16 protein-coding genes and 2 pseudogenes are annotated in these 18,402 nt (G+C 62.0%); 13 read left to right on the top strand and 5 right to left on the bottom strand.

Annotation, left to right across the window (positions count from 1 at the left end; all coding sequences use genetic code 11):
- Positions 1 to 37 precede the first annotated feature (37 nt).
- From nusA to NKJ90_RS08895, 11 genes and pseudogenes are all read left to right on the top strand, one after another.
- Positions 38 to 1,633, top strand: a complete 1,596-nt coding sequence (gene nusA / locus NKJ90_RS08940; protein ID WP_023758117.1) for a transcription termination factor NusA — start codon at positions 38 to 40, stop codon at positions 1,631 to 1,633.
- A 38-nt stretch (positions 1,634 to 1,671) separates the two neighbouring features.
- Entirely contained in the window at positions 1,672 to 2,322 is a 651-nt protein-coding gene (locus NKJ90_RS08935) for an RNA-binding protein (protein WP_023758116.1), read from the top strand.
- Entirely contained in the window at positions 2,319 to 4,892 is a 2,574-nt protein-coding gene (infB, locus tag NKJ90_RS08930; RefSeq protein ID WP_023758115.1) for a translation initiation factor IF-2, read from the top strand. Before NKJ90_RS08935 ends, infB begins: the two co-directional genes overlap by 4 nt.
- Before the next feature lie 214 nt (positions 4,893 to 5,106).
- Complete coding sequence (locus NKJ90_RS08925) at positions 5,107 to 5,457, top strand: hypothetical protein (protein WP_156938492.1); 351 nt, start codon at positions 5,107 to 5,109, stop codon at positions 5,455 to 5,457.
- A 104-nt stretch (positions 5,458 to 5,561) separates the two neighbouring features.
- A complete protein-coding gene (gene rbfA / locus NKJ90_RS08920) occupies positions 5,562 to 5,987 on the top strand; it encodes a 30S ribosome-binding factor RbfA (RefSeq protein ID WP_023758113.1) in 426 nt (141 codons plus the stop codon).
- A pseudogene (gene truB / locus NKJ90_RS08915) lies at positions 5,987 to 6,655 on the top strand (tRNA pseudouridine(55) synthase TruB); the annotation flags it as partial. The gene rbfA and the pseudogene truB, both read left to right, overlap by 1 nt.
- A gap of 105 nt (positions 6,656 to 6,760) precedes the next feature.
- A pseudogene (locus tag NKJ90_RS33485) lies at positions 6,761 to 7,000 on the top strand (tRNA pseudouridine(55) synthase TruB); the annotation flags it as partial.
- Between the two features lie 45 nt (positions 7,001 to 7,045).
- Positions 7,046 to 8,140 (top strand): magnesium/cobalt transporter CorA, encoded by a 1,095-nt coding sequence (corA, locus tag NKJ90_RS08910; protein WP_023758111.1) that lies wholly within the window; start codon positions 7,046 to 7,048, stop codon positions 8,138 to 8,140.
- A 140-nt stretch (positions 8,141 to 8,280) separates the two neighbouring features.
- Positions 8,281 to 8,592, top strand: a complete 312-nt coding sequence (rpsO, locus tag NKJ90_RS08905; protein WP_269470859.1) for a 30S ribosomal protein S15 — start codon at positions 8,281 to 8,283, stop codon at positions 8,590 to 8,592.
- A 279-nt stretch (positions 8,593 to 8,871) separates the two neighbouring features.
- Positions 8,872 to 11,019 (top strand): polyribonucleotide nucleotidyltransferase, encoded by a 2,148-nt coding sequence (pnp, locus tag NKJ90_RS08900; RefSeq protein ID WP_023758110.1) that lies wholly within the window; start codon positions 8,872 to 8,874, stop codon positions 11,017 to 11,019.
- A gap of 114 nt (positions 11,020 to 11,133) precedes the next feature.
- Positions 11,134 to 12,156, top strand: coding sequence for a class I SAM-dependent methyltransferase (locus NKJ90_RS08895; RefSeq protein ID WP_352485920.1), 1,023 nt, complete (start codon positions 11,134 to 11,136; stop codon positions 12,154 to 12,156).
- A gap of 15 nt (positions 12,157 to 12,171) precedes the next feature.
- Here the strand turns inward: NKJ90_RS08895 and NKJ90_RS08890 are convergent, their stop codons facing one another.
- The 4 genes from NKJ90_RS08890 to fabA form a co-directional block, all read right to left on the bottom strand.
- A complete protein-coding gene (locus NKJ90_RS08890; RefSeq protein ID WP_023758109.1) occupies positions 12,172 to 13,716 on the bottom strand; it encodes a putative bifunctional diguanylate cyclase/phosphodiesterase in 1,545 nt (514 codons plus the stop codon).
- Positions 13,717 to 13,922: 206 nt separating this feature from the next.
- Entirely contained in the window at positions 13,923 to 14,735 is an 813-nt protein-coding gene (gene fabI / locus NKJ90_RS08885; RefSeq protein ID WP_023758108.1) for an enoyl-ACP reductase FabI, read from the bottom strand.
- Positions 14,736 to 14,748: 13 nt separating this feature from the next.
- Positions 14,749 to 15,969 carry a beta-ketoacyl-ACP synthase I gene (fabB, locus tag NKJ90_RS08880; protein ID WP_023758107.1) on the bottom strand — a complete coding sequence of 407 codons (1,221 nt, stop codon included), beginning with the start codon at positions 15,967 to 15,969 and terminating at the stop codon, positions 14,749 to 14,751.
- Between the two features lie 49 nt (positions 15,970 to 16,018).
- On the bottom strand, positions 16,019 to 16,534 hold the full coding sequence (gene fabA, locus NKJ90_RS08875) for a 3-hydroxyacyl-[acyl-carrier-protein] dehydratase FabA (RefSeq protein WP_023758106.1): 516 nt from the start codon (positions 16,532 to 16,534) through the stop codon (positions 16,019 to 16,021).
- A 242-nt stretch (positions 16,535 to 16,776) separates the two neighbouring features.
- Between fabA and irrA the strand changes: the two genes are divergently transcribed.
- A complete protein-coding gene (gene irrA, locus NKJ90_RS08870) occupies positions 16,777 to 17,223 on the top strand; it encodes an iron response transcriptional regulator IrrA (protein WP_031259787.1) in 447 nt (148 codons plus the stop codon).
- Positions 17,220 to 17,594, top strand: a complete 375-nt coding sequence (locus NKJ90_RS08865; protein WP_023758104.1) for a DUF4260 domain-containing protein — start codon at positions 17,220 to 17,222, stop codon at positions 17,592 to 17,594. Before irrA ends, NKJ90_RS08865 begins: the two co-directional genes overlap by 4 nt.
- A gap of 151 nt (positions 17,595 to 17,745) precedes the next feature.
- Here the strand turns inward: NKJ90_RS08865 and NKJ90_RS08860 are convergent, their stop codons facing one another.
- Positions 17,746 to 18,306 (bottom strand): SH3 domain-containing protein, encoded by a 561-nt coding sequence (locus tag NKJ90_RS08860; protein WP_023758103.1) that lies wholly within the window; start codon positions 18,304 to 18,306, stop codon positions 17,746 to 17,748.
- Between the last annotated feature and the right edge of the window lie 96 nt (positions 18,307 to 18,402).

Here is an 18,402-nt window from a genome sequence, read left to right as displayed (position 1 = left end):
GCGCGAAGGTCCGGCAAACAGGCTCGGGAGAAAAACGATGGTTGTAAGCGCCAACAGACTTGAACTGCTGCAGATCGCCGACGCGGTCGCGCGCGAAAAGTCGATCGACAAGTCGATTGTCATCGCCGCCATGGCCGACGCGATCCAGAAGGCGGCACGTTCGCGTTACGGTCAGGAGACCAACATCCGCGCCGACATCAACCCGAACACCGGCGAGATGAAGCTGCAGCGGCTGATGGAAGTGGTCGAGAAGGTCGACGACTACGCCACGCAGATCGCCATTTCCTCGGCCCGCGAGCGCAATCCCGATGCCCAGCTCGGCGACTTCATCGCCGAACAGCTGCCGCCGATGGATTTCGGCCGCATCGCCGCCCAGTCGGCCAAGCAGGTCATCGTGCAGAAGGTCCGCGAGGCCGAGCGCGATCGCCAGTACGACGAGTACAAGGACCGCATCGGCGAGATCGTCAACGGCACGGTTAAGCGCGTCGAATACGGCAACGTCATCGTCGATCTCGGCCGTGGCGAGGCAATCATCCGTCGCGACGAACTGATCCCGCGCGAAAACTACAAATACGGCGACCGCGTCCGCGCTTATGTCTATGACGTGCGCCGCGAGCAGCGCGGCCCGCAGATATTCCTGTCGCGTACCCATCCGCAGTTCATGGCCAAGCTGTTCACCATGGAAGTGCCGGAAATCTATGACGGCATCATCGAGATCAAGTCGGTCGCCCGCGACCCCGGCTCGCGCGCCAAGATCGCGGTCATCTCGCGCGATAGCTCGATCGATCCGGTCGGCGCCTGCGTCGGTATGCGCGGCAGCCGCGTCCAGGCCGTCGTCGGCGAGTTGCAAGGCGAGAAGATCGACATCATTCCGTGGTCGCCATCGGCGGCGTCCTTCATCGTCAACGCGCTGCAGCCGGCGGAAGTCGCCAAGGTCGTGCTCGACGAGGACGCCGAGCGCATCGAAGTCGTGGTTCCCGACGACCAGCTGTCGCTGGCCATCGGCCGTCGCGGCCAGAACGTGCGGCTTGCTTCGCAGCTGACCGGCTGGGATATCGACATCCTGACCGAGGCCGAGGAATCCGAGCGTCGCCAGAAGGAATTCGTGGAGCGTTCGTCGCTGTTCATGGAAGCCCTCGACGTCGACGAGATGGTCGGCCAGGTGCTCGCCTCCGAAGGATTCACCAGCGTCGAGGAAGTCGCCTATGTCGATTCCGGCGAAATCGCCTCGATCGATGGCTTCGACGAGGACACCGCTTCGGAGATCCAGACCCGCGCCCGCGAATATCTGGAGAAGATCGAAGCCGAACACGACGACAAGCGCAAGGCGCTCGGCGTCTCGGACGAATTGCGCGAAATCCCCGGCATCACCACCGCCATGATGGTGACGCTCGGCGAGGACGGCGTGAAGACGATCGAGGACTTTGCCGGCTATGCCGCCGACGACCTGACCGGCTGGAAGGAACGCAAAGACGGCGAGACCAAGGTCTATCCGGGTGTGCTGGCCAATCATGGCGTGACACGCGCCGATGCCGAGCAAATGGTTCTGGCCGCCCGCCTCAAGGCTGGATGGATCACCGAAGACGAGCTTGCAGCCGAAGAAGAATCGGCTGACGAAGCCGTTGGTGCGTGAGGTGAAACCGCATCGCACCGAACCCGCCCTTGGACGAGATGAACGATCGCACCTGCATCGTCACCCGCAGGCAGGCCGAACCGGATGATCTGATCCGGTTCGTCGTCGGCCCGGATTCGGCCGTCGTTCCCGATATCAAGAGAAATTTGCCCGGCCGCGGTTGCTGGGTGAGTGCCGACCGCCTACATATCGACAAGGCTGCGGCGAAGAACCTTTTCGCTCGCGCCTTCAAGGCACAGGTGGTCGTGCCGCCCGATCTTGGCGGCATGGTCGACGGGCTGCTTTCCAGATACGCTCTGGGCATGCTCGGTCTTGCCCGCAAGGCAGGCGCGATTGCGCTGGGCGCCACCAAAGTCGAGAGCGCTGTGCGTGGCGGATTGGCGCTTTTCGTGCTCCACGCGACCGAGGCGTCCGACGACGGTGTACGCAAGATCAGTCAGGCACGACGGGCGACAGTCCATCTCGGCGGCCCTGTTATCCTTGCCTACAAACTTTTCTCCGAGGCCGAGTTGAGCTTGGCATTGGGGGGTACAAATGTGATACATGCTGCCGTTCTCGCGGGAGACGCGGGCAGGGCGGTCCAGAAGCGCATGGTTGCGCTCGACCGGTATCGGGGCGGTTCCCCGGACGATCTGGCAATGCTTGCGGCTGTTGCTGACGAAGATGATGCCGCAGAGGATATGGAATGAGCGATACGAAATCGGGTGACGACAATACGCTGAGTGTGACGCCGAAGAAGACCTTGACGCTGAAGCGCCCCGGTATGGAACAGGGCACTGTGCGCCAGAACTTCTCGCACGGCCGCACCAAGCAGGTCGTCGTCGAAACCAAGAAGCGCAAATTCTCGATGCCCGGCGACAAGCCGGAGCCGGTTGCCGCCCCCGTCTTCACACCGAAGCCAGCGGTCGTGGCCGCACCCGTCGTCGTGCAGGAAGCGCCGAAGGCGCCGCCACCCCCGCCACCGGCCCCGGTCGAGCGCAGCGGCATGGTGCTGAACGAACTGTCGCGCAGTGAAATGGAAGCACGCCGCAGGGCGCTCGAGGGCTCGAAGGTTCGCGAGGTCGAGGACCGTCAGCGCGCCGCCGAGGAGGCCAAGCGCCGCGCCGAGGACGAAGAACGCCGCAAGCGCGAACGCGATGAATCGGCGCGCCGCCAGGCCGAGGAAGAGGCGCGGTTGCAGACCGAGGCCGAGTCCCGCCGTCGGGCCGAGGAAGAGGCGCGCCGCCGCGCGCCGCTGACCGCTGAACTGGCGACGGTCGACGACGAAGAACAGGTCAAGCCGAAGCGGACTGGTGCCGGTGTGCCGGTGCGCCGTCCGGTCACGCCCGAAGTGGCGCGCCCGGCCAAGCCGACCAAGAGCGAGGAAGACCGCCGCCGTGGCAAGCTGACGCTGAATTCAGCATTGTCCGACGAAGATGCGCGAGCCCGTTCGCTGTCGTCGATGCGTCGCCGCCAGGAAAAATTCAAGCGCGCGATGCACAATGAGCCGCGCGAGAAAGTCATGCGCGAAGTGATCCTGCCAGAGACGATTACCATCCAGGAATTGGCGCAACGCATGTCCGAGCGTGCGGTCGACCTGGTCAAGTTCTTCATGAAGCAAGGCCAGATCCTCAAGCCGGGCGACGTCATCGACGCCGACACGGCCGAACTGGTTGCCACCGAATTCGGCCATACGGTTCGCCGCGTCGCAGAATCCGACATCGAGGAAGGCCTGTTCAACATCGCCGACAATGCCGAGGACCTGGTGTCGCGTCCGCCTGTCGTGACGATCATGGGTCACGTCGATCACGGCAAGACCTCGCTGCTCGATGCCATCCGCAACGCCAACGTCGTCTCCGGCGAAGCCGGCGGCATCACCCAGCATATCGGCGCCTACCAGGTCGAGAAGAACGGTCACAAGATCACCTTCATCGACACGCCCGGCCACGCCGCTTTCACGGCGATGCGTGCTCGTGGCGCCCAGGCGACCGACATTGCCATCCTGGTGGTCGCGGCCGACGACAGCGTCATGCCGCAGACGATCGAATCGATCAGCCATGCCAAGGCGGCCGGCGTTCCGATCATCGTGGCGATCAACAAGATCGACAAGCATGATGCCGATCCGCAGAAAGTGCGCTCCGAACTGCTGCGCCACGAGGTCTTCGTCGAATCCATGGGCGGTGAAGTTCTGGACGTCGAAGTGTCGGCGACCAAGGGTACCAATCTCGACAAGCTGCTCGAGGCGATCCTGCTGCAGGCTGAAATTCTCGACCTGAAGGCCAATCCGGATCGTACCGCCGAAGGCGTCGTCATCGAAGCCCAGCTCGACAAGGGCCGTGGCCCCGTCGCCACCGTGCTGGTGCAGACCGGCACGCTGATGCCAGGCGACATCCTTGTTGCCGGCAACGAATGGGGCCGGGTGCGTGCGCTGGTCACCGATCGTGGCACGCAGATCAAGGAAGCGCCGCCGGCGATGCCGGTGGAGGTGCTTGGCCTGCAGGGTACGCCGCAGGCCGGCGATCGCTTCGCCGTGGTCAACAACGAGGCCCGTGCCCGCGAGATCACCGAATATCGCCAGCGTCTGGCGCGCGAGAAGGCGGTTGCCAAGCATGCCGGCCAGCGCGGTTCGCTCGAGCAGATGATGTCGCAGTTGCAGACGAGCGGGCTGAAGGAATTCCCGCTGGTCATCAAGGGCGACGTGCAGGGCTCGATCGAAGCGATCAACGCGGCGCTAGACAAGCTCGGCACCGACGAAGTGCGTGCGCGCATCGTCCATGCCGGCGCCGGCGCCATCACCGAAAGCGACGTCTCTCTGGCGGAGACTTCCGGTGCCGCGATCATCGGCTTCAATGTCCGCGCCAACGTCCAGGCGCGTGCCGCAGCTGTGGCAGCGGGCATCGAGATCCGCTACTACTCGATCATCTACAACCTCGTCGATGACGTGAAGGCGGCTCTGTCGGGCCTGCTGTCTCCGGAGCGTCGCGAGACCTTCATCGGCAATGCGCAGATCCTCGAAATCTTCGACATCACCAAGGTCGGCAAGATCGCCGGCTGCCGTGTCACCGAAGGCAAGGTCGAGCGCGGTGCGGGCGTTCGCCTGATCCGCGACAATGTCGTCATTCACGAGGGCACGCTGAAGACACTGAAGCGCTTCAAGGACGAAGTTTCGGAGGTCCCAGGCGGTCAGGAATGCGGCATGGCCTTCCAGAACTACGAGGACATGCGCGTCGGCGACGTCATCGAGTGCTTCCGCGTCGAGATGGTGACCCGGACGCTGTAAGCGCTGGCACATGGAGCAAGAACGGAGCCTTGAGTACCGCTTTGTTCTAACTCCTGCCGATTTTTCAGGGGTCTATTCAAGGGCGCGGAACGAAGATCGTCTCCGCGGCCTAAGAAGGTTGACCTACTGCCTTCTCGTTGGCATTCCACTTATGCTTGCCACAAATTATCTCGACAGTTCCGGCGCTTTGGTCGGAGTTATGGGAGTTGTGGGCATGATGACTATTGTCACAGGCATCATGACCAATCTCGGCCCCATTCTGGCCAGACGAGGCGAGGTTGCTCATTTCGAACCTGAGCCGACCTTGATCCGTGTACACGGCACTGGCATCTCAAAGCTTGTCACAGATTCAGAAACCCATATCGGGTGGAGGTCCGTAGACAAAATTACTCTGACCGATTTCGGCATCGGGTTCGTGATGCAAGAAGGCGGTTGGTTCATTCCGATAAGTGCGTTTGAGTCCGAGTCCAGCATGAAGGCTGGGTACGACGAGATCGTATCAGTCATGGCTTCTGGACAGGTTGGCCAAGAGACAGAGCATTCCGAGCCACGTACGTTGCATTAGTGGCAAACCCGCGATCCTGGGCTCCCGGTGGGGTAGCCAAGCGGGGTCAACAGCGTTAAGTGGACGATTTATGCGGTTCGAACCCGCGCGAAGGAAGAGTTTTCATGCCAAGATCGACAACCGCTGGCCCAACCCAGCGCATGCTGCGCGTCGGCGAGCAGGTGCGCCATGCCTTGTCCGAGACCTTGCAGCGCGGTGAGATCATCGATCCGCTGATCGAGAACACCGTGGTGTCGGTCTCGGAAGTGCGCATGTCGCCCGACCTGAAGGTCGCCACCGCCTTCGTCTCGCCGCTCGGCGCCAAGGACACAGATGCGGTGGTCGAGGCGCTGAACAAGCACGCGAAATTCATCCGCGGCCGCGTCTCTGGCGCGCTGCGGCAGATGAAATTCATGCCGGAGTTCCGCTTCAAGCTCGACACCTCCTTCGATAATTTCGCCAGGATCAACGACCTGTTGAAGTCGCCCGAGGTAGCACGCGATCTGGGTCCTGAGGACCAGGACAAAGACGACAACAAGGACACAGAATAGTGGCGCGTCGCGGCAAGAAGAAAGGCCGGCCGATCTCGGGCTGGCTGATCCTGGACAAGCCGGTCGGCATGGGCTCGACCGAAGCCGTCTCCAAGATCAAATGGCTGTTCCAGGCGGAAAAGGCCGGCCATGCCGGCACGCTTGACCCGCTCGCCTCCGGCATGCTGCCGATCGCGCTTGGCGAGGCCACCAAGACCGTGCCCTACGTGCAGGACGGCGCCAAGATCTATCGCTTTACCGTTGCCTGGGGACAGGAGCGCTCGACCGATGACCTCGAAGGTCCGGTGACGAAGGAGTCCGACCTGCGTCCATCGGAAGCCGAGGTCAAAGCGCTGCTGCCGAAATACACCGGCGTCATCATGCAGACGCCGCCGCAATTCTCGGCCATCAAGATCGCGGGCGAGCGTGCCTATGATCTGGCACGCGACGGCGCGACAATCGATATTCCGCCACGCGAGGTCGAGATCGGCCGGCTCGATATTGTCGGGCATAGCGCCGACCATACGGTTTTCGAGGTCGAGTGCGGCAAGGGCACCTACGTGCGCTCGCTGGCCCGCGACATGGGCCGCGACCTCGGCTGCTTCGGTCATATTTCCGAATTGCGCCGGGTCGAGGTCGAGCCATTCACGCCGGAGGATTTCGTCACCATCGCCGAACTGGAAGCCGCTCGTTTCGGTGTGCGGGATGAAGACAGCTCGGAGGCGACGGATGTCGCCGACACGACAGAAGCCACTGGCGCGACAGAAGTCGCTGACGTGATGGAAGCGCCGATCGACTTCGACGCCATCGACGCGCTTCTGGTCGATACGGCGGCCGCCCTCGACTGCCTGCCGCAGGTCGCCATCAGCGACGATGCAGCGACCAAGATCCGCCTTGGCAATCCCGTAATCATCCGCGGCCGCGACGCGCCGGTGGAAGCCGAGGAAGCCTGCGCCACTGCTCGCGGCAAGCTGGTCGCCATCGGTGCCATCGAGCAAGGCATGTTCAAGCCCAAGCGGGTCTTTGCCGGCTGAGGGCACTCATCTAATGTCTGCGGACATAGCGTTAGAGGGGGCTCCATGGCAAAGGCTGAGGCGGTGAAGAAGCGGGCGCCGGTGAGGACGAGGCGGCCGCCGGTTGGTGCATCGCCCGGTACGCTGATTGCCGACCCGGCAGCTCGTCGCTCGGAACTGCGGCTGACTATGATCTCGCCGCAGAAATTCAAGACCATCGAAAACGCCAGCATCGACGACCTCAACACCCATTGCGACAAATGGCCGGTCATCTGGCTCGACTGTACCGGCCTCGCCAACATCCCGCTGATCGAGGAAATCGGCCGCATTTTCAGCCTGCATCCGCTGGCGCTGGAAGACGTCGTCAACACCGGCCAGCGGCCGAAGGTCGACTTCTTCGAGGACCATGCCTTCGTCGTCGTCAGGATGATCGACGATATCACGTCGCACCGCTATGAGCAGATCGCCGTCTTCTTCGGCAACAATTTCGTCGTCACCTTTCAGGAGCGTGAAGGCGATCCTTTCGATCCCGTGCGCAAGCGCATCGAGAGTTCCGCGCCCAACCGGTTGCGCGCGCGGGGCGCCGACTACCTCGCTTACGCGCTCATCGACGCCGTCGTCGACAGCTATTTTCCGCCGGTCGAGTCGGCCGGCGAACTGGTCGACAGCATCGAGGATGAGATGCTGCATTCGACGCACAAGCATCAGATGCGACAGCTGCATGAATTGCGGCGCGATGCCAATGTGCTGAAAGGGGTGCTGTGGCCCATGCGCGACGCGCTGGCGACGCTGATCCGCAACGACGTGCCCTATGTGAAGGCCGAGACCAAAATATTCCTCAACGACACGCTCGACCATTCGCTCAGGCTGATCGAACTGGTGGAAACCCAGCGCGACATGCTGACCGGCCTGATCGAGATGCATCTGTCGCTGAGCCAGGCACGCACCAACGACGTCATCAGCTATCTCACCATCGTGTCGGTCATCTTCATGCCGCTTACCTTCCTGGTCGGCATCTGGGGCATGAATTTCGATCCAGGGTCTTCGCCCTGGAACATGCCGGAACTGAAGGCCTATTATGGCTATCCGTTATCGCTTCTGTTCATGGCGCTTGTCGCGCTCGGGCTGATTGCCTTCTTCAAATGGAAGAAATGGCTCTGACAAGGATAGAACCGGCCATTTTGGCCTGAAAAGCCGGCTTGTGAATTGGGCTGGTGTTTTCCGGGGAATTGCACTATATGCGCCGCAGCATAGCGCTATGACGCCTTGCTTGCACCGGCCCCTGCTGGACGACATCCCGGCTGAGGGCGACCCGTTTCCTCAAACAGATAAGGAAAAACACGATGTCGATTACTGCCGAGCGCAAACAGGAATTGATGGGTGAATTCGCAACCGCCAAGGGCGATACCGGGTCTCCGGAAGTCCAGGTGGCCATCCTTTCCGAGCGCATCAAGAACCTGACCGACCATTTCAAGGACCACAAGAAGGATAACCATTCCCGCCGTGGTCTGCTCGCTCTCGTCTCCCAGCGCCGCAGCCTGCTTGATTATCTCAAGCGCAAGGATGACGCGCGCTACCAGACGCTGATCGAGAAGCTCGGTCTGCGCCGTTGACGAATTGACCGGCGGGCTTTCTTCGGAGAGCCCGCCGGTCGCGCATTCTGCCAGTCGCATCGACTGGCCAGACCCGGTTTCGATCGTGCAGAGGGCACTCGAAACCGCCCATGGACGGTCATGGGGCAGGATTGCAGGACGCTCGTGCGCGCTCGCCGCGCCGAAATTAGCCGAGCCTCCCGCTGTCTTGCCCGTGGCTGCCCGAGAAAGGAAGCCAAGGGAATGGGCATCCGCGCACCGTGAAACGGCGCGGCCCTTTCCTCATATTAAGGACAAGATATGTTCAATCACCACAAAGTGGAAATCGAATGGGGCGGCCGTCCGCTCATCCTCGAAACCGGCAAGATCGCGCGCCAGGCTGATGGCGCGGTGCTCGCCACCTACGGCGAGACCAAGGTTCTCGCCACCGTCGTTTCGATGAAAGAGCCGAAGCCCGGCCTCGATTTCTTCCCGCTGACCGTCAACTACCAGGAAAAGACCTACGCCGCCGGCAAGATCCCGGGTGGCTATTTCAAGCGCGAAGGCCGTCCGAGCGAGAAGGAAACGCTGGTTTCCCGCCTCATCGACCGCCCGATCCGCCCGCTCTTCGCCTCAGGCTACAAGAACGACACCCAGATCGTCGTCACCGTCGTCCAGCACGATCTGGAAAACGATCCCGACATCCTGTCGATCGTTGCCACCTCGGCTGCCCTGACGCTCTCGGGCGTGCCGTTCATGGGCCCGATCGGCGGCGCCCGCGTCGGCTATATCAACGGCGAATATGTGCTCAACCCGCATGTCGATGAGATGCAGGAATCGAAGCTCGACCTGGTCGTCGCCGGCACCACCGACGCCGTTCTTATGGTTGAGTCCGAAGCCAAGGAACTCGGCGAAGAGCTGATGCTCGGCGCCGTCATGTTCGGCCACAAGGGCTTCCAGCCGGTCATCGACGCCATCATCAAGCTGGCCGAAGTTGCCGCCAAGGAGCCGCGCGACTTTACCGCGCCGGATTATTCCGCGCTTGAAGCCGAAATGCTCAAGATCGTCGAAGGCGAACTTCGCGATGCCTACAAGATAACCGACAAGCAGAAGCGCTACGCCGCCGTCGACGCCGTCAAGGCCAAGGTCAAGGCTGCGTTTGCCCCGGCGGAAGGCGAAGAAGCCAAGTACGCCTCCGAGCAGATCGGCACCGTGTTCAAGGAACTCCAGGCCAAGGTTGTGCGCTGGAACATCCTCGACACAGGCTCGCGCATCGACGGCCGCGATCTCAAGACGGTCCGCAAGATCGTCTCCGAAGTCGGCGTCCTGCCGCGCACCCACGGTTCGGCGCTGTTCACCCGCGGCGAGACCCAGGCTCTGGTCGTTGCCACGCTCGGCACCGGTGAGGACGAGCAGTATGTCGACTCGCTGACCGGCATGTACAAGGAGAAGTTCCTCCTTCACTACAACTTCCCTCCCTACTCCGTCGGTGAGACCGGCCGCATGGGTTCGCCGGGCCGCCGTGAAATCGGCCATGGCAAGCTCGCCTGGCGCGCCATCCGTCCGATGCTGCCGAGCGCCGACCAATTCCCCTACACGCTGCGCGTCGTCTCGGAGATCACCGAGTCGAACGGTTCGTCGTCGATGGCGACCGTCTGCGGCACCTCGCTGGCGCTGATGGATGCCGGCGTGCCGCTGGCCAAGCCCGTCGCCGGCATCGCCATGGGCCTGATCAAGGAAGGCGAGCGCTTCGCGGTTCTGTCCGACATCCTTGGCGACGAGGATCACCTCGGCGATATGGACTTCAAGGTCGCCGGCACCGCCAACGGCATCACCTCGCTGCAGATGGACATCAAGATCGAGGGCATCACCGAGGAGATCATGAAGATCGCCCTGGACCAGGCCAAGGATGGCCGCCAGCATATCCTCGGCGAGATGGGCCACGCGCTCTCCGGCGCGCGTGCGGAACTCGGTGAGTTCGCACCGCGCATCGAAGTGATGCACATCCCGACCGACAAGATCCGCGACGTCATCGGCTCGGGCGGCAAGGTCATCCGCGAGATCGTCGAAAAGACCGGCGCCAAGATCAACATCGAGGACGACGGCACGGTCAAGATCGCTTCATCCAACGCCAAGGAGATCGAGGCGGCGAAGAAGTGGATCCACACCATCGTCGCCGAGCCGGAAGTCGGCGAAATCTACGAAGGCACGGTCGTCAAGACCGCCGACTTCGGTGCTTTCGTGAACTTCTTCGGTCCGCGTGACGGCCTCGTCCACATCTCGCAGCTTGCCAACGACAGGGTCGCCAAGACCTCGGACGTGGTCAAGGAAGGCGACAAGGTCTGGGTCAAGCTGATGGGCTTCGACGAGCGCGGCAAGGTCCGCCTGTCGATGAAGGTCGTCGACCAGGCCACCGGCAAGGAACTCGCCCGCGACAAGAAGACCGAAGGCGAAGAAAACGCCGCCTGATCGGTCTTGAGTTCATGACTCGAAGCGGGCGCGGCTTATGTCGCGCCCGTTTTCTTTTTCAGCCGCTTTTTCACTTTCATATTGCAAACACAGGCTTCGTTTCGAGATCGAACAATGTCCGCCGACCCGCTGAAGACGCTTTTTCATCCCTTTGAGGCCGAGGCTGTTCCTCTGCCTGGAAAGGGTAATCGCGCCCTGTTTCTTGGCGCTGAGCCGGGTTTTAGGCTGCCCGAAGGCTTCGAGGCAGCGCTTCACCTCGTGCAAGGCTTCCGACCGCATTTTCGCGCGCTGCAGGCTTCTGGCTTCGTCGTCACCGCGCAAGCGGAAGGCGACGGCTTCGATATGGCACTCGTGCTTGCCGGCCGGCATAGGGGCCTTAACGAAGTGCGCATCGCGCAGGCGCTTGAGCGCGTGGCGCCGGGCGGGCTGGTCATCGTTGCCGGCGGCAAGGATGATGGCATAGCCAGCCTGCGCAAGCGCGTTGACGAGCTTGTGCCGCTTGAGGACCATCTACCGAAATATCACGGCATCGCCTTCTGGTTACGCCGTCCTGCCGATCTGGCTGCTGCGGAAGAATTGCGCGCCGCGAACCCCGCCTTGCTGGTTGAAGGCCGGTTCCATACCGCGCCCGGCATGTTTTCCTTCGACCGGATCGATACCGGCTCGAGATTGCTGGTCGAAAACTTGCCCAATGATCTGCGTGGCAGCGTTGCCGATTTCTGCGCCGGCTGGGGCTATGTGGCGGCCGAGATCGCCGCCCGCTCACAAGGCCTGTCGGTGCTTGATCTCTACGAGGCCGAATTCGATGCGCTCGAAGCCGCGAAGCTCAATCTGGCAGGGGTGGTCAGCCAGTCGGTCGCCAGGAATTTTTTCTGGGTCGATCTGCTGAAGGAACCGGTCGAGAAGCGCTACGACGTGATTGCCATGAACCCGCCGTTTCACCGCAGCCGTGCAGCCGAGCCCGAGATCGGCGCCGGCATGATCCGCGCTGCAGCCAAGGCCTTGAAGCCGGGTGGGCGGTTGTTCATGGTCGCCAACCGCCAGCTTCCCTACGAGCCGATCCTGTCGGCTGCCTTTTCGAGCCATGTCGAGCTCGCCCGCGACGGCATGTTCAAGGTGCTTGCCGCCCGGCGTTGATACAAGGCGTAGCATTCAATGCAGATTGGCGACGCGTCGGACCTCGTCGGTGACATGCGCGTCGCCAATCCTGATCTTGAGTGGCGCCGGCCGGCCGAACAGGTAGCCCTGCACCACCTCGCAGCCGGCCGCCCGCAGCAGCGTCGCCTGGCTTTCGGTCTCGACGCCTTCGGCAATGATGCCGACGCCGAGCGCGCGCGAAAGGCCGACGATCGTCGAGACGACCGCGCCTGAGCTGGAATCCGTATCGAGGCGGCTGACGAAGGACCGGTCGATCTTCAGCTTGCCGAATGAGAAGTCGATCAGGTAACTCAAATTGGAATAGCCGGTGCCGAAATCGTCGACGGCGACCGAGATGCCCATGTCCGCAAGCTGCTTCAGGATGGCGGCGGCGCGGTCGCGATCCTGCATCATCGCCGTCTCGGTCACTTCCAGTTCCAGCCGCGACGGTTTGATGCCGGTGCTCGTCATGGTGTCGCGCACAGTGCCGACGAAGTCCTTGGTCATGAACTGCACGGGCGAGATGTTGACGGCGACGAAGCAGTCGTCGGGCAGATGCCGGGCGTCGCTGCAAGCCTTGCGCAGCACCCATTCGCCGATCGGGCCGATCATGCCGGTTTCCTCGGCGATTGGGATGAACTCCATCGGCGGGATCATGCCGCGTTCGGGGTGCCGCCAGCGGATCAGGGCTTCATAGCCGACGATGCGCCCGGTCGGGAGGTCGAGCTGCGGCTGGTAGTGAAGATCGAAGTCACCGCGCTCGAAGGCTGTATTCAGCTCGGATTCGATCCACTGGCGATGATCGGCGACCCTGCCCATTTCGGCATGGAAGACAGACCAGTTGCCGACGCCGCTGGCGCGAGCATTCTGCAGCGCCAGATTGGAGCGCCGCAGGATGAGGACGGGATCTACGCCGTCCTTTGGCATCGCCACGATGCCCACCGACAGGCTGACCGATTGCAGGTGAGTGCTGAGTTCATAGGGCTCCATCATCTCGTCGATGAGCCTCTCGATGGTGCTTTCCAGCGATCCGGACACCTGATTGTCGGGGAGTAGAACCGCGAATTCACCGGCGCCAATGCGTCCGATCAGTGCCCGCTGCGGCACGCACGTCGTCAAGCGCTTGGTGAAGGCGCGGATCAACTCATCGCCCTGACTGTAGCCGATGGCGTCGTTGATCTGCTTGAAACGATCTATGTCGATGTCGATGAGGAACATCGGCTCGCCGGTCCGGCTTGTCGCGCACGCAGCCTCGGCAATCTTGCCGACCATTGCCGGACGCGCCAAAAGGCCCGTCAGTTTGTCGAAATGGGTTTCCGTGAAGACGAAATCCGCCGATTCATCCACGCCGGCGAAGAAGGACATCGCGGCTGCCGACGCCGCCAGTGCGCAAAGCGCGGCCATCATCGCGACCATCATGTCCGCGGAGATGCCGGCAAAGCCTTCGCCGAGACCGAGCTTCAGGCCCCAGAGTCCGAGGACGAAACTGCCGAGACCCGAGCTCGCTATGGTGAGCAATCGGAACACCGGTGTTCGCTTCGGGTTGCTGACGGCCGACATTGAAAGATCCCCAGAGTACGGGGCTTTCTAGCGAATATCTCCTTAAAATGAGTTTCCGCCAATGCATCTAATTTTATTCGACCGAAAGTATTTCTTTAGAGGGTTAAAGCGCGTCGCGTTGAAACGGATTCCGCCGGCGCATCTTAAGCTTTTGTTTCATAAATATCGTTGTCCCAAGACCGCTGCGCACGCTTGGGCGAGATGCATTAGTCTCGTCCGCCGTCGGTCTGCTTCAATTCGTCCAGCGTCGGCATGGAAACGATGTGATAGCCGGAATCGACATAGTGGATTTCGCCGGTGACGCCCGAAGACAGACCCGACAGCAGATAAAGCGCGGAGCCGCCGACCTCGTCGATGGTCACCGTGCGGCGCAGCGGCGAGTTGCGCTGCTGATAGGAGAACATGTGGCGGGCGTCGGAAATGCCGGCGCCGGCAAGCGTGCGCACGGGTCCAGCCGATATGCCATTGACCCTGATGCCGCGTGGACCGTAATCGTTGGCAAGATAGCGCACACTGGCCTCCAGCCCTGCCTTGGCCACGCCCATGACATTGTAGTTCGGCATGACGCGGACCGACCCCGCGTAGGTCAGCGTGATCATCGATCCGCCGTCCTGCATCAGGGCGGCGGCATGGCGGGCGACCTCGGTGAAGGAGTAGCAGGAGATCACCATGGTACGGACGAAATTGTCCCGGCTGGTGTCGGCGTAGAGGCCTTTCAACTCGTTCTTGTCGGAAAAGCCGATGGCGTGGACGACGAAATCCAGCCCGCCCCATTCCTTGCCCAGGGTCTCGAACGTGGCGGCGACCGAAGCGCTGTCCTCGACGTCGCACGGCACCACCAGCGAGGCACCGAGCTTGTCCGCCAGCGGCTTGACCCGGCGCCCGAAGGCATCGCCCTGATAGGTGAAGGCGAGTTCCGCTCCATGTTCGGACAATTTCCGGGCGATGCCCCAGGCGATCGAATGATCGTTGGCGACACCCATGACAAGCCCGCGCTTGCCCTTCATCAATCCGTCCATGGCCGGCAAATCCTTATGCGGAATAGCGCTGGAAAACGAGCGTTGCGTTGGTGCCACCGAAGCCGAACGAATTTGACAAGACGGTGTCGATCCTGGCGTCGTCGATGCGCTTTCGCACGATCGGCATGCCCTCGAATTCGGGGTCGAGCGTCTCGATATGGGCGCTTTCGCCGATGAAACCGCCCTGCATCATCAGGATCGAATAGATGGATTCCTGCACGCCGGCTCCGCCGAGCGAATGGCCGGTCAGCGATTTTGTCGAGGTGATGTAGGGCATCTTCTCGCCGAACACCTCGCGGATCGCGCCCATTTCCTTGGAATCGCCCACCGGCGTCGATGTGCCATGGGTGTTGATGTAGTCGACCGGCGTGGAAACCGTGGCCAGCGCCTGGCGCATGCAGCGAACCGCGCCCTCGCCTGAAGGGGCAACCATGTCATAGCCGTCCGAGGTCGCGCCGTAGCCGACGATCTCGGCGTAGATCTTGGCGCCCCGCGCCTTGGCATGCTCAAGCTCTTCCAGCACCAGCACGCCCGCGCCGCCGGCGATGACGAAGCCGTCGCGATTGGCGTCATAGGCGCGCGAAGCGGTCGATGCCTTGTCGTTAAACTTCGACGACATGGCGCCCATGGCGTCGAACAGGTCCGACATCGTCCAGTCGAGATCCTCGTGGCCGCCGGCAAAGACTATGTCCTGTTTGCCCCATTGGATCAGTTCGTAGCCATTGCCGATGCAATGCGCCGAGGTCGAACAGGCCGAAGAGATCGAATAGTTGACGCCGTGGATCTTGAACCAGGTGGCAAGCGTTGCCGATGCGGTCGACGACATTGCCTTCGGCACCGCGAACGGACCGATACGCTTGGGACTGCCGTTCTTCAGCGTGGTCTCGGCCGCCTCGAAGATGGTGCGGGTGGATGGTCCGCCCGATCCCATGACGATGCCGGTGCGCTCATTGGTGATGTCGCTCTCTTCCAGGCCCGCATCCGCGATCGCCTGATCCATGGAGACGTGGTTCCAGGCTGCACCTTGGCTTAGGAAGCGCATCGCTCGGCGGTCGATCATGGCGGAAGGATCGAGCGTCGGCGCGCCCCAGACCTGGCACCGGAAGCCATGCTCGGCGAACGAATCGGAGAAACTGATGCCGGATCTGGCATCATGCAGCGAGGCTTGCACCTCGTTGGCATTGTTGCCGATCGACGACACGATGCCGAGGCCTGTGACAACGACACGTCTCATTCGCAACTCCTTCCAGGGATGCTGGCCAAGGGCCGGCTAGGAATTCTGGTCAGCCGACCGTCGGCTGTTTCGACAGACCGACCTTCAAATCCGTTGCCGCGTATATGGGCTCGCCATCCGCCTTTAGCCAGCCATCGGCGATGCCAAGCACCAGCCGGCCACGCATCACGCGCTTGAAGTCGATGCCGTACTCAACCTTCTTCACCGAGGGCGTGACCATGCCCTTGAATTTCACTTCACCGGTCGACAGCGCCATTCCCTTGCCGGGTTCGCCGAGCCAGCCAAGATAGAAGCCCGTCAATTGCCACATGGCATCGAGGCCGAGGCACCCCGGCATGATCGGATTGCCGATGAAATGGCAGGCAAAGAACCACAGGTCCGGCTTGATGTCGAATTCCGCGCGGATGAAACCCTTCTCGAAGGCGCCGCCCGTCTCGCTGATCTCGGTGATACGATCGAACATCAGCATGGGAGGATAGGGAAGCTGGGCATTGCCCGGTCCGAACAACTCGCCGCGGGCGCAAGCCAGCAATTCGTCGTACTCGTAGCTGGATTTACCCGTCATCAACCTCATCCCCATACCGTTCGGGCTATCGGGTGCCCTGTCGTTGGCTTCCTAACACAATCTGTTTCAGGCCGGAAACCGGCGTTTGCGCTTAACCTGCTCGTCTGCCTGGGTCAATGCGCGCTATTGATCGCATTCGGACGACAGAATATATGTCCTGAAAAGGTCCGGTGTCGGCAGAAGTTCATTATTTTGCCATTCTGGACGTGTCTTGGGGCGGAACTGTGGGGTTCGACGAGAAGATGAACCTGGACGGCCGGAAGGGAAATGTCGCTGTGGACAAGCGGGTCCGTGAAGCCGGGCTGAGGCCGACGCGTCAGCGCATTGCGCTGGCCGACCTGCTTTTCGCCAAGGGCGACCGTCATTTGTCGGCCGAGGAACTGCACGAGGAAGCGGTCGCCGCCGGCGTGCCGGTATCGCTGGCCACTGTCTACAACGCCCTTCATCAGTTCACCCAGTCGGGACTGTTGCGTATCCTCGCTGTCGAGGGCGCGAAGACCTATTTCGACACCAACACCTCCGACCATCACCATTTCTATATCGAAGGCGAAAACCGCATATTCGATATCGACAGCGGTCCGGTGACGGTCGCCAACCTGCCGGAGCCACCGGAAGGGATGGAGATCGCCAATGTTGACATCGTGGTGAGGCTGCGCCCCAAGCGCCGCGAAGGATCGGCAGGAGATTGAAATCGCTTGATCTGGCAATTCGGCTGGAATGGGCCATCGTTGCGGCAGCTGCCGTCGTTTTCTACGGCTCGACTGGCATGTCGTGGTGGCTCTTCGGGGTGCTTATCCTGGTGCCGGACTTATCGATGTTCGGCTATCTGGCGGGGCCGCGCGTCGGTGCCCTTGCCTATAACGCCCTGCATATCCCGATCGTACCAGTATTCTTGCTGCTGGCCGGGCACCTGTCCGGCAATGCGACCGTGATGGCGGTCGCATTGATCTGGATCGCCCACATCGCCATCGACCGTGCGCTGGGCTACGGCCTCAAGCTGTCGACCAGCTTTCAGGACACCCATCTCGGCCGCATCGGGCGCCAAACGACCACGGTCTGATACAGGCGACCAGACTGCGTGACTACTGAACCGGTCGCATGGATTGCCGGGTTTGCCTGCCAGCAGGATCACGCTCCTGACACGGCTGCGTTGCCGTCACCGTGATTTGCCGGGCCTACATATCTGATCCCGCGTCCTCGCGATGAGGTGGTCAGTTCTTGACCCGCTCGCCGGGGTAAGCGCCCCACACAATCGACTGGGCAAGCCAGCCGGTGTGGCCATCGAACGTCATTTCGCACCACTGGCCGTCGCAGGATTTGATCGTGCCCATGACGCCAGGCTCTACCATCGCGACCACTCGAGCGTCCTTGTCGGGGCTGTTGAGAAGGTTGATCTGAGCGCCCTTGCCGCGCTGCCACGGTGCGACTATTGCCGTGCGCCGGCCGGAAAGCAGCGACTGATTGATCCAGCCTTCCGAACCATCGGCATCGCGCACGCGGCGCCATGTGTCGAATTCCTGGATGATCTCCATCGGCAGGCCGGCCTTCATATACATCCAGTCGACCGAATAGTTGGCGCCGGGGCCGACGCGCGAGTTGACGCGGCCGGATTTCAGGCTGACGAATCGCGGCAGCGGCAAACCGCTCGGCCCGACCGTGACGACGCTCTGGGCAGGTGCTGCTGCACTCTGCGCCGCGGCAAGCGGAGAATAAAGCAAAGCGCCGAGAAGTGCTCCGCTGAGGGTCAGGCGAAACGACGCGAAACCAGACACTTTCATTCCTTTCGGCGCTTGCCTGGCGGCATCGGCGCCCCTTTTTCTTTGTCTTCGGCGGCACCGCTTGTTACATGGGGTAATCGGCACCGCGAC

This window comes from Mesorhizobium sp. M0051, from assembly GCF_040323235.1.
Classification (GTDB): Bacteria; Pseudomonadota; Alphaproteobacteria; order Rhizobiales; family Rhizobiaceae; genus Mesorhizobium.
Note: the sequence above shows the minus strand (reverse complement) of the source record. Positions and strands in the feature narration are given on the sequence as shown.

Bases quoted from the DNA above. Each gene is read 5' to 3' on its own strand.
- nusA (WP_023758117.1), top strand. From the start codon at position 38: ATGGTTGTAAGCGCCAACAGACTTGAACTGCTGCAGATCGCCGACGCG.
- NKJ90_RS08935 (WP_023758116.1), top strand. From the start codon at position 1,672: ATGAACGATCGCACCTGCATCGTCACCCGCAGGCAGGCCGAACCGGAT.
- infB (WP_023758115.1), top strand. From the start codon at position 2,319: ATGAGCGATACGAAATCGGGTGACGACAATACGCTGAGTGTGACGCCG.
- NKJ90_RS08925 (WP_156938492.1), top strand. From the start codon at position 5,107: ATGATGACTATTGTCACAGGCATCATGACCAATCTCGGCCCCATTCTG.
- rbfA (WP_023758113.1), top strand. From the start codon at position 5,562: ATGCCAAGATCGACAACCGCTGGCCCAACCCAGCGCATGCTGCGCGTC.
- corA (WP_023758111.1), top strand. From the start codon at position 7,046: ATGGCAAAGGCTGAGGCGGTGAAGAAGCGGGCGCCGGTGAGGACGAGG.
- pnp (WP_023758110.1), top strand. From the start codon at position 8,872: ATGTTCAATCACCACAAAGTGGAAATCGAATGGGGCGGCCGTCCGCTC.
- NKJ90_RS08895 (WP_352485920.1), top strand. From the start codon at position 11,134: ATGTCCGCCGACCCGCTGAAGACGCTTTTTCATCCCTTTGAGGCCGAG.
- NKJ90_RS08890 (WP_023758109.1), bottom strand. From the start codon at position 13,716: ATGTCGGCCGTCAGCAACCCGAAGCGAACACCGGTGTTCCGATTGCTC.
- fabI (WP_023758108.1), bottom strand. From the start codon at position 14,735: ATGGACGGATTGATGAAGGGCAAGCGCGGGCTTGTCATGGGTGTCGCC.
- fabB (WP_023758107.1), bottom strand. From the start codon at position 15,969: ATGAGACGTGTCGTTGTCACAGGCCTCGGCATCGTGTCGTCGATCGGC.
- fabA (WP_023758106.1), bottom strand. From the start codon at position 16,534: ATGACGGGTAAATCCAGCTACGAGTACGACGAATTGCTGGCTTGCGCC.
- irrA (WP_031259787.1), top strand. From the start codon at position 16,777: ATGAACCTGGACGGCCGGAAGGGAAATGTCGCTGTGGACAAGCGGGTC.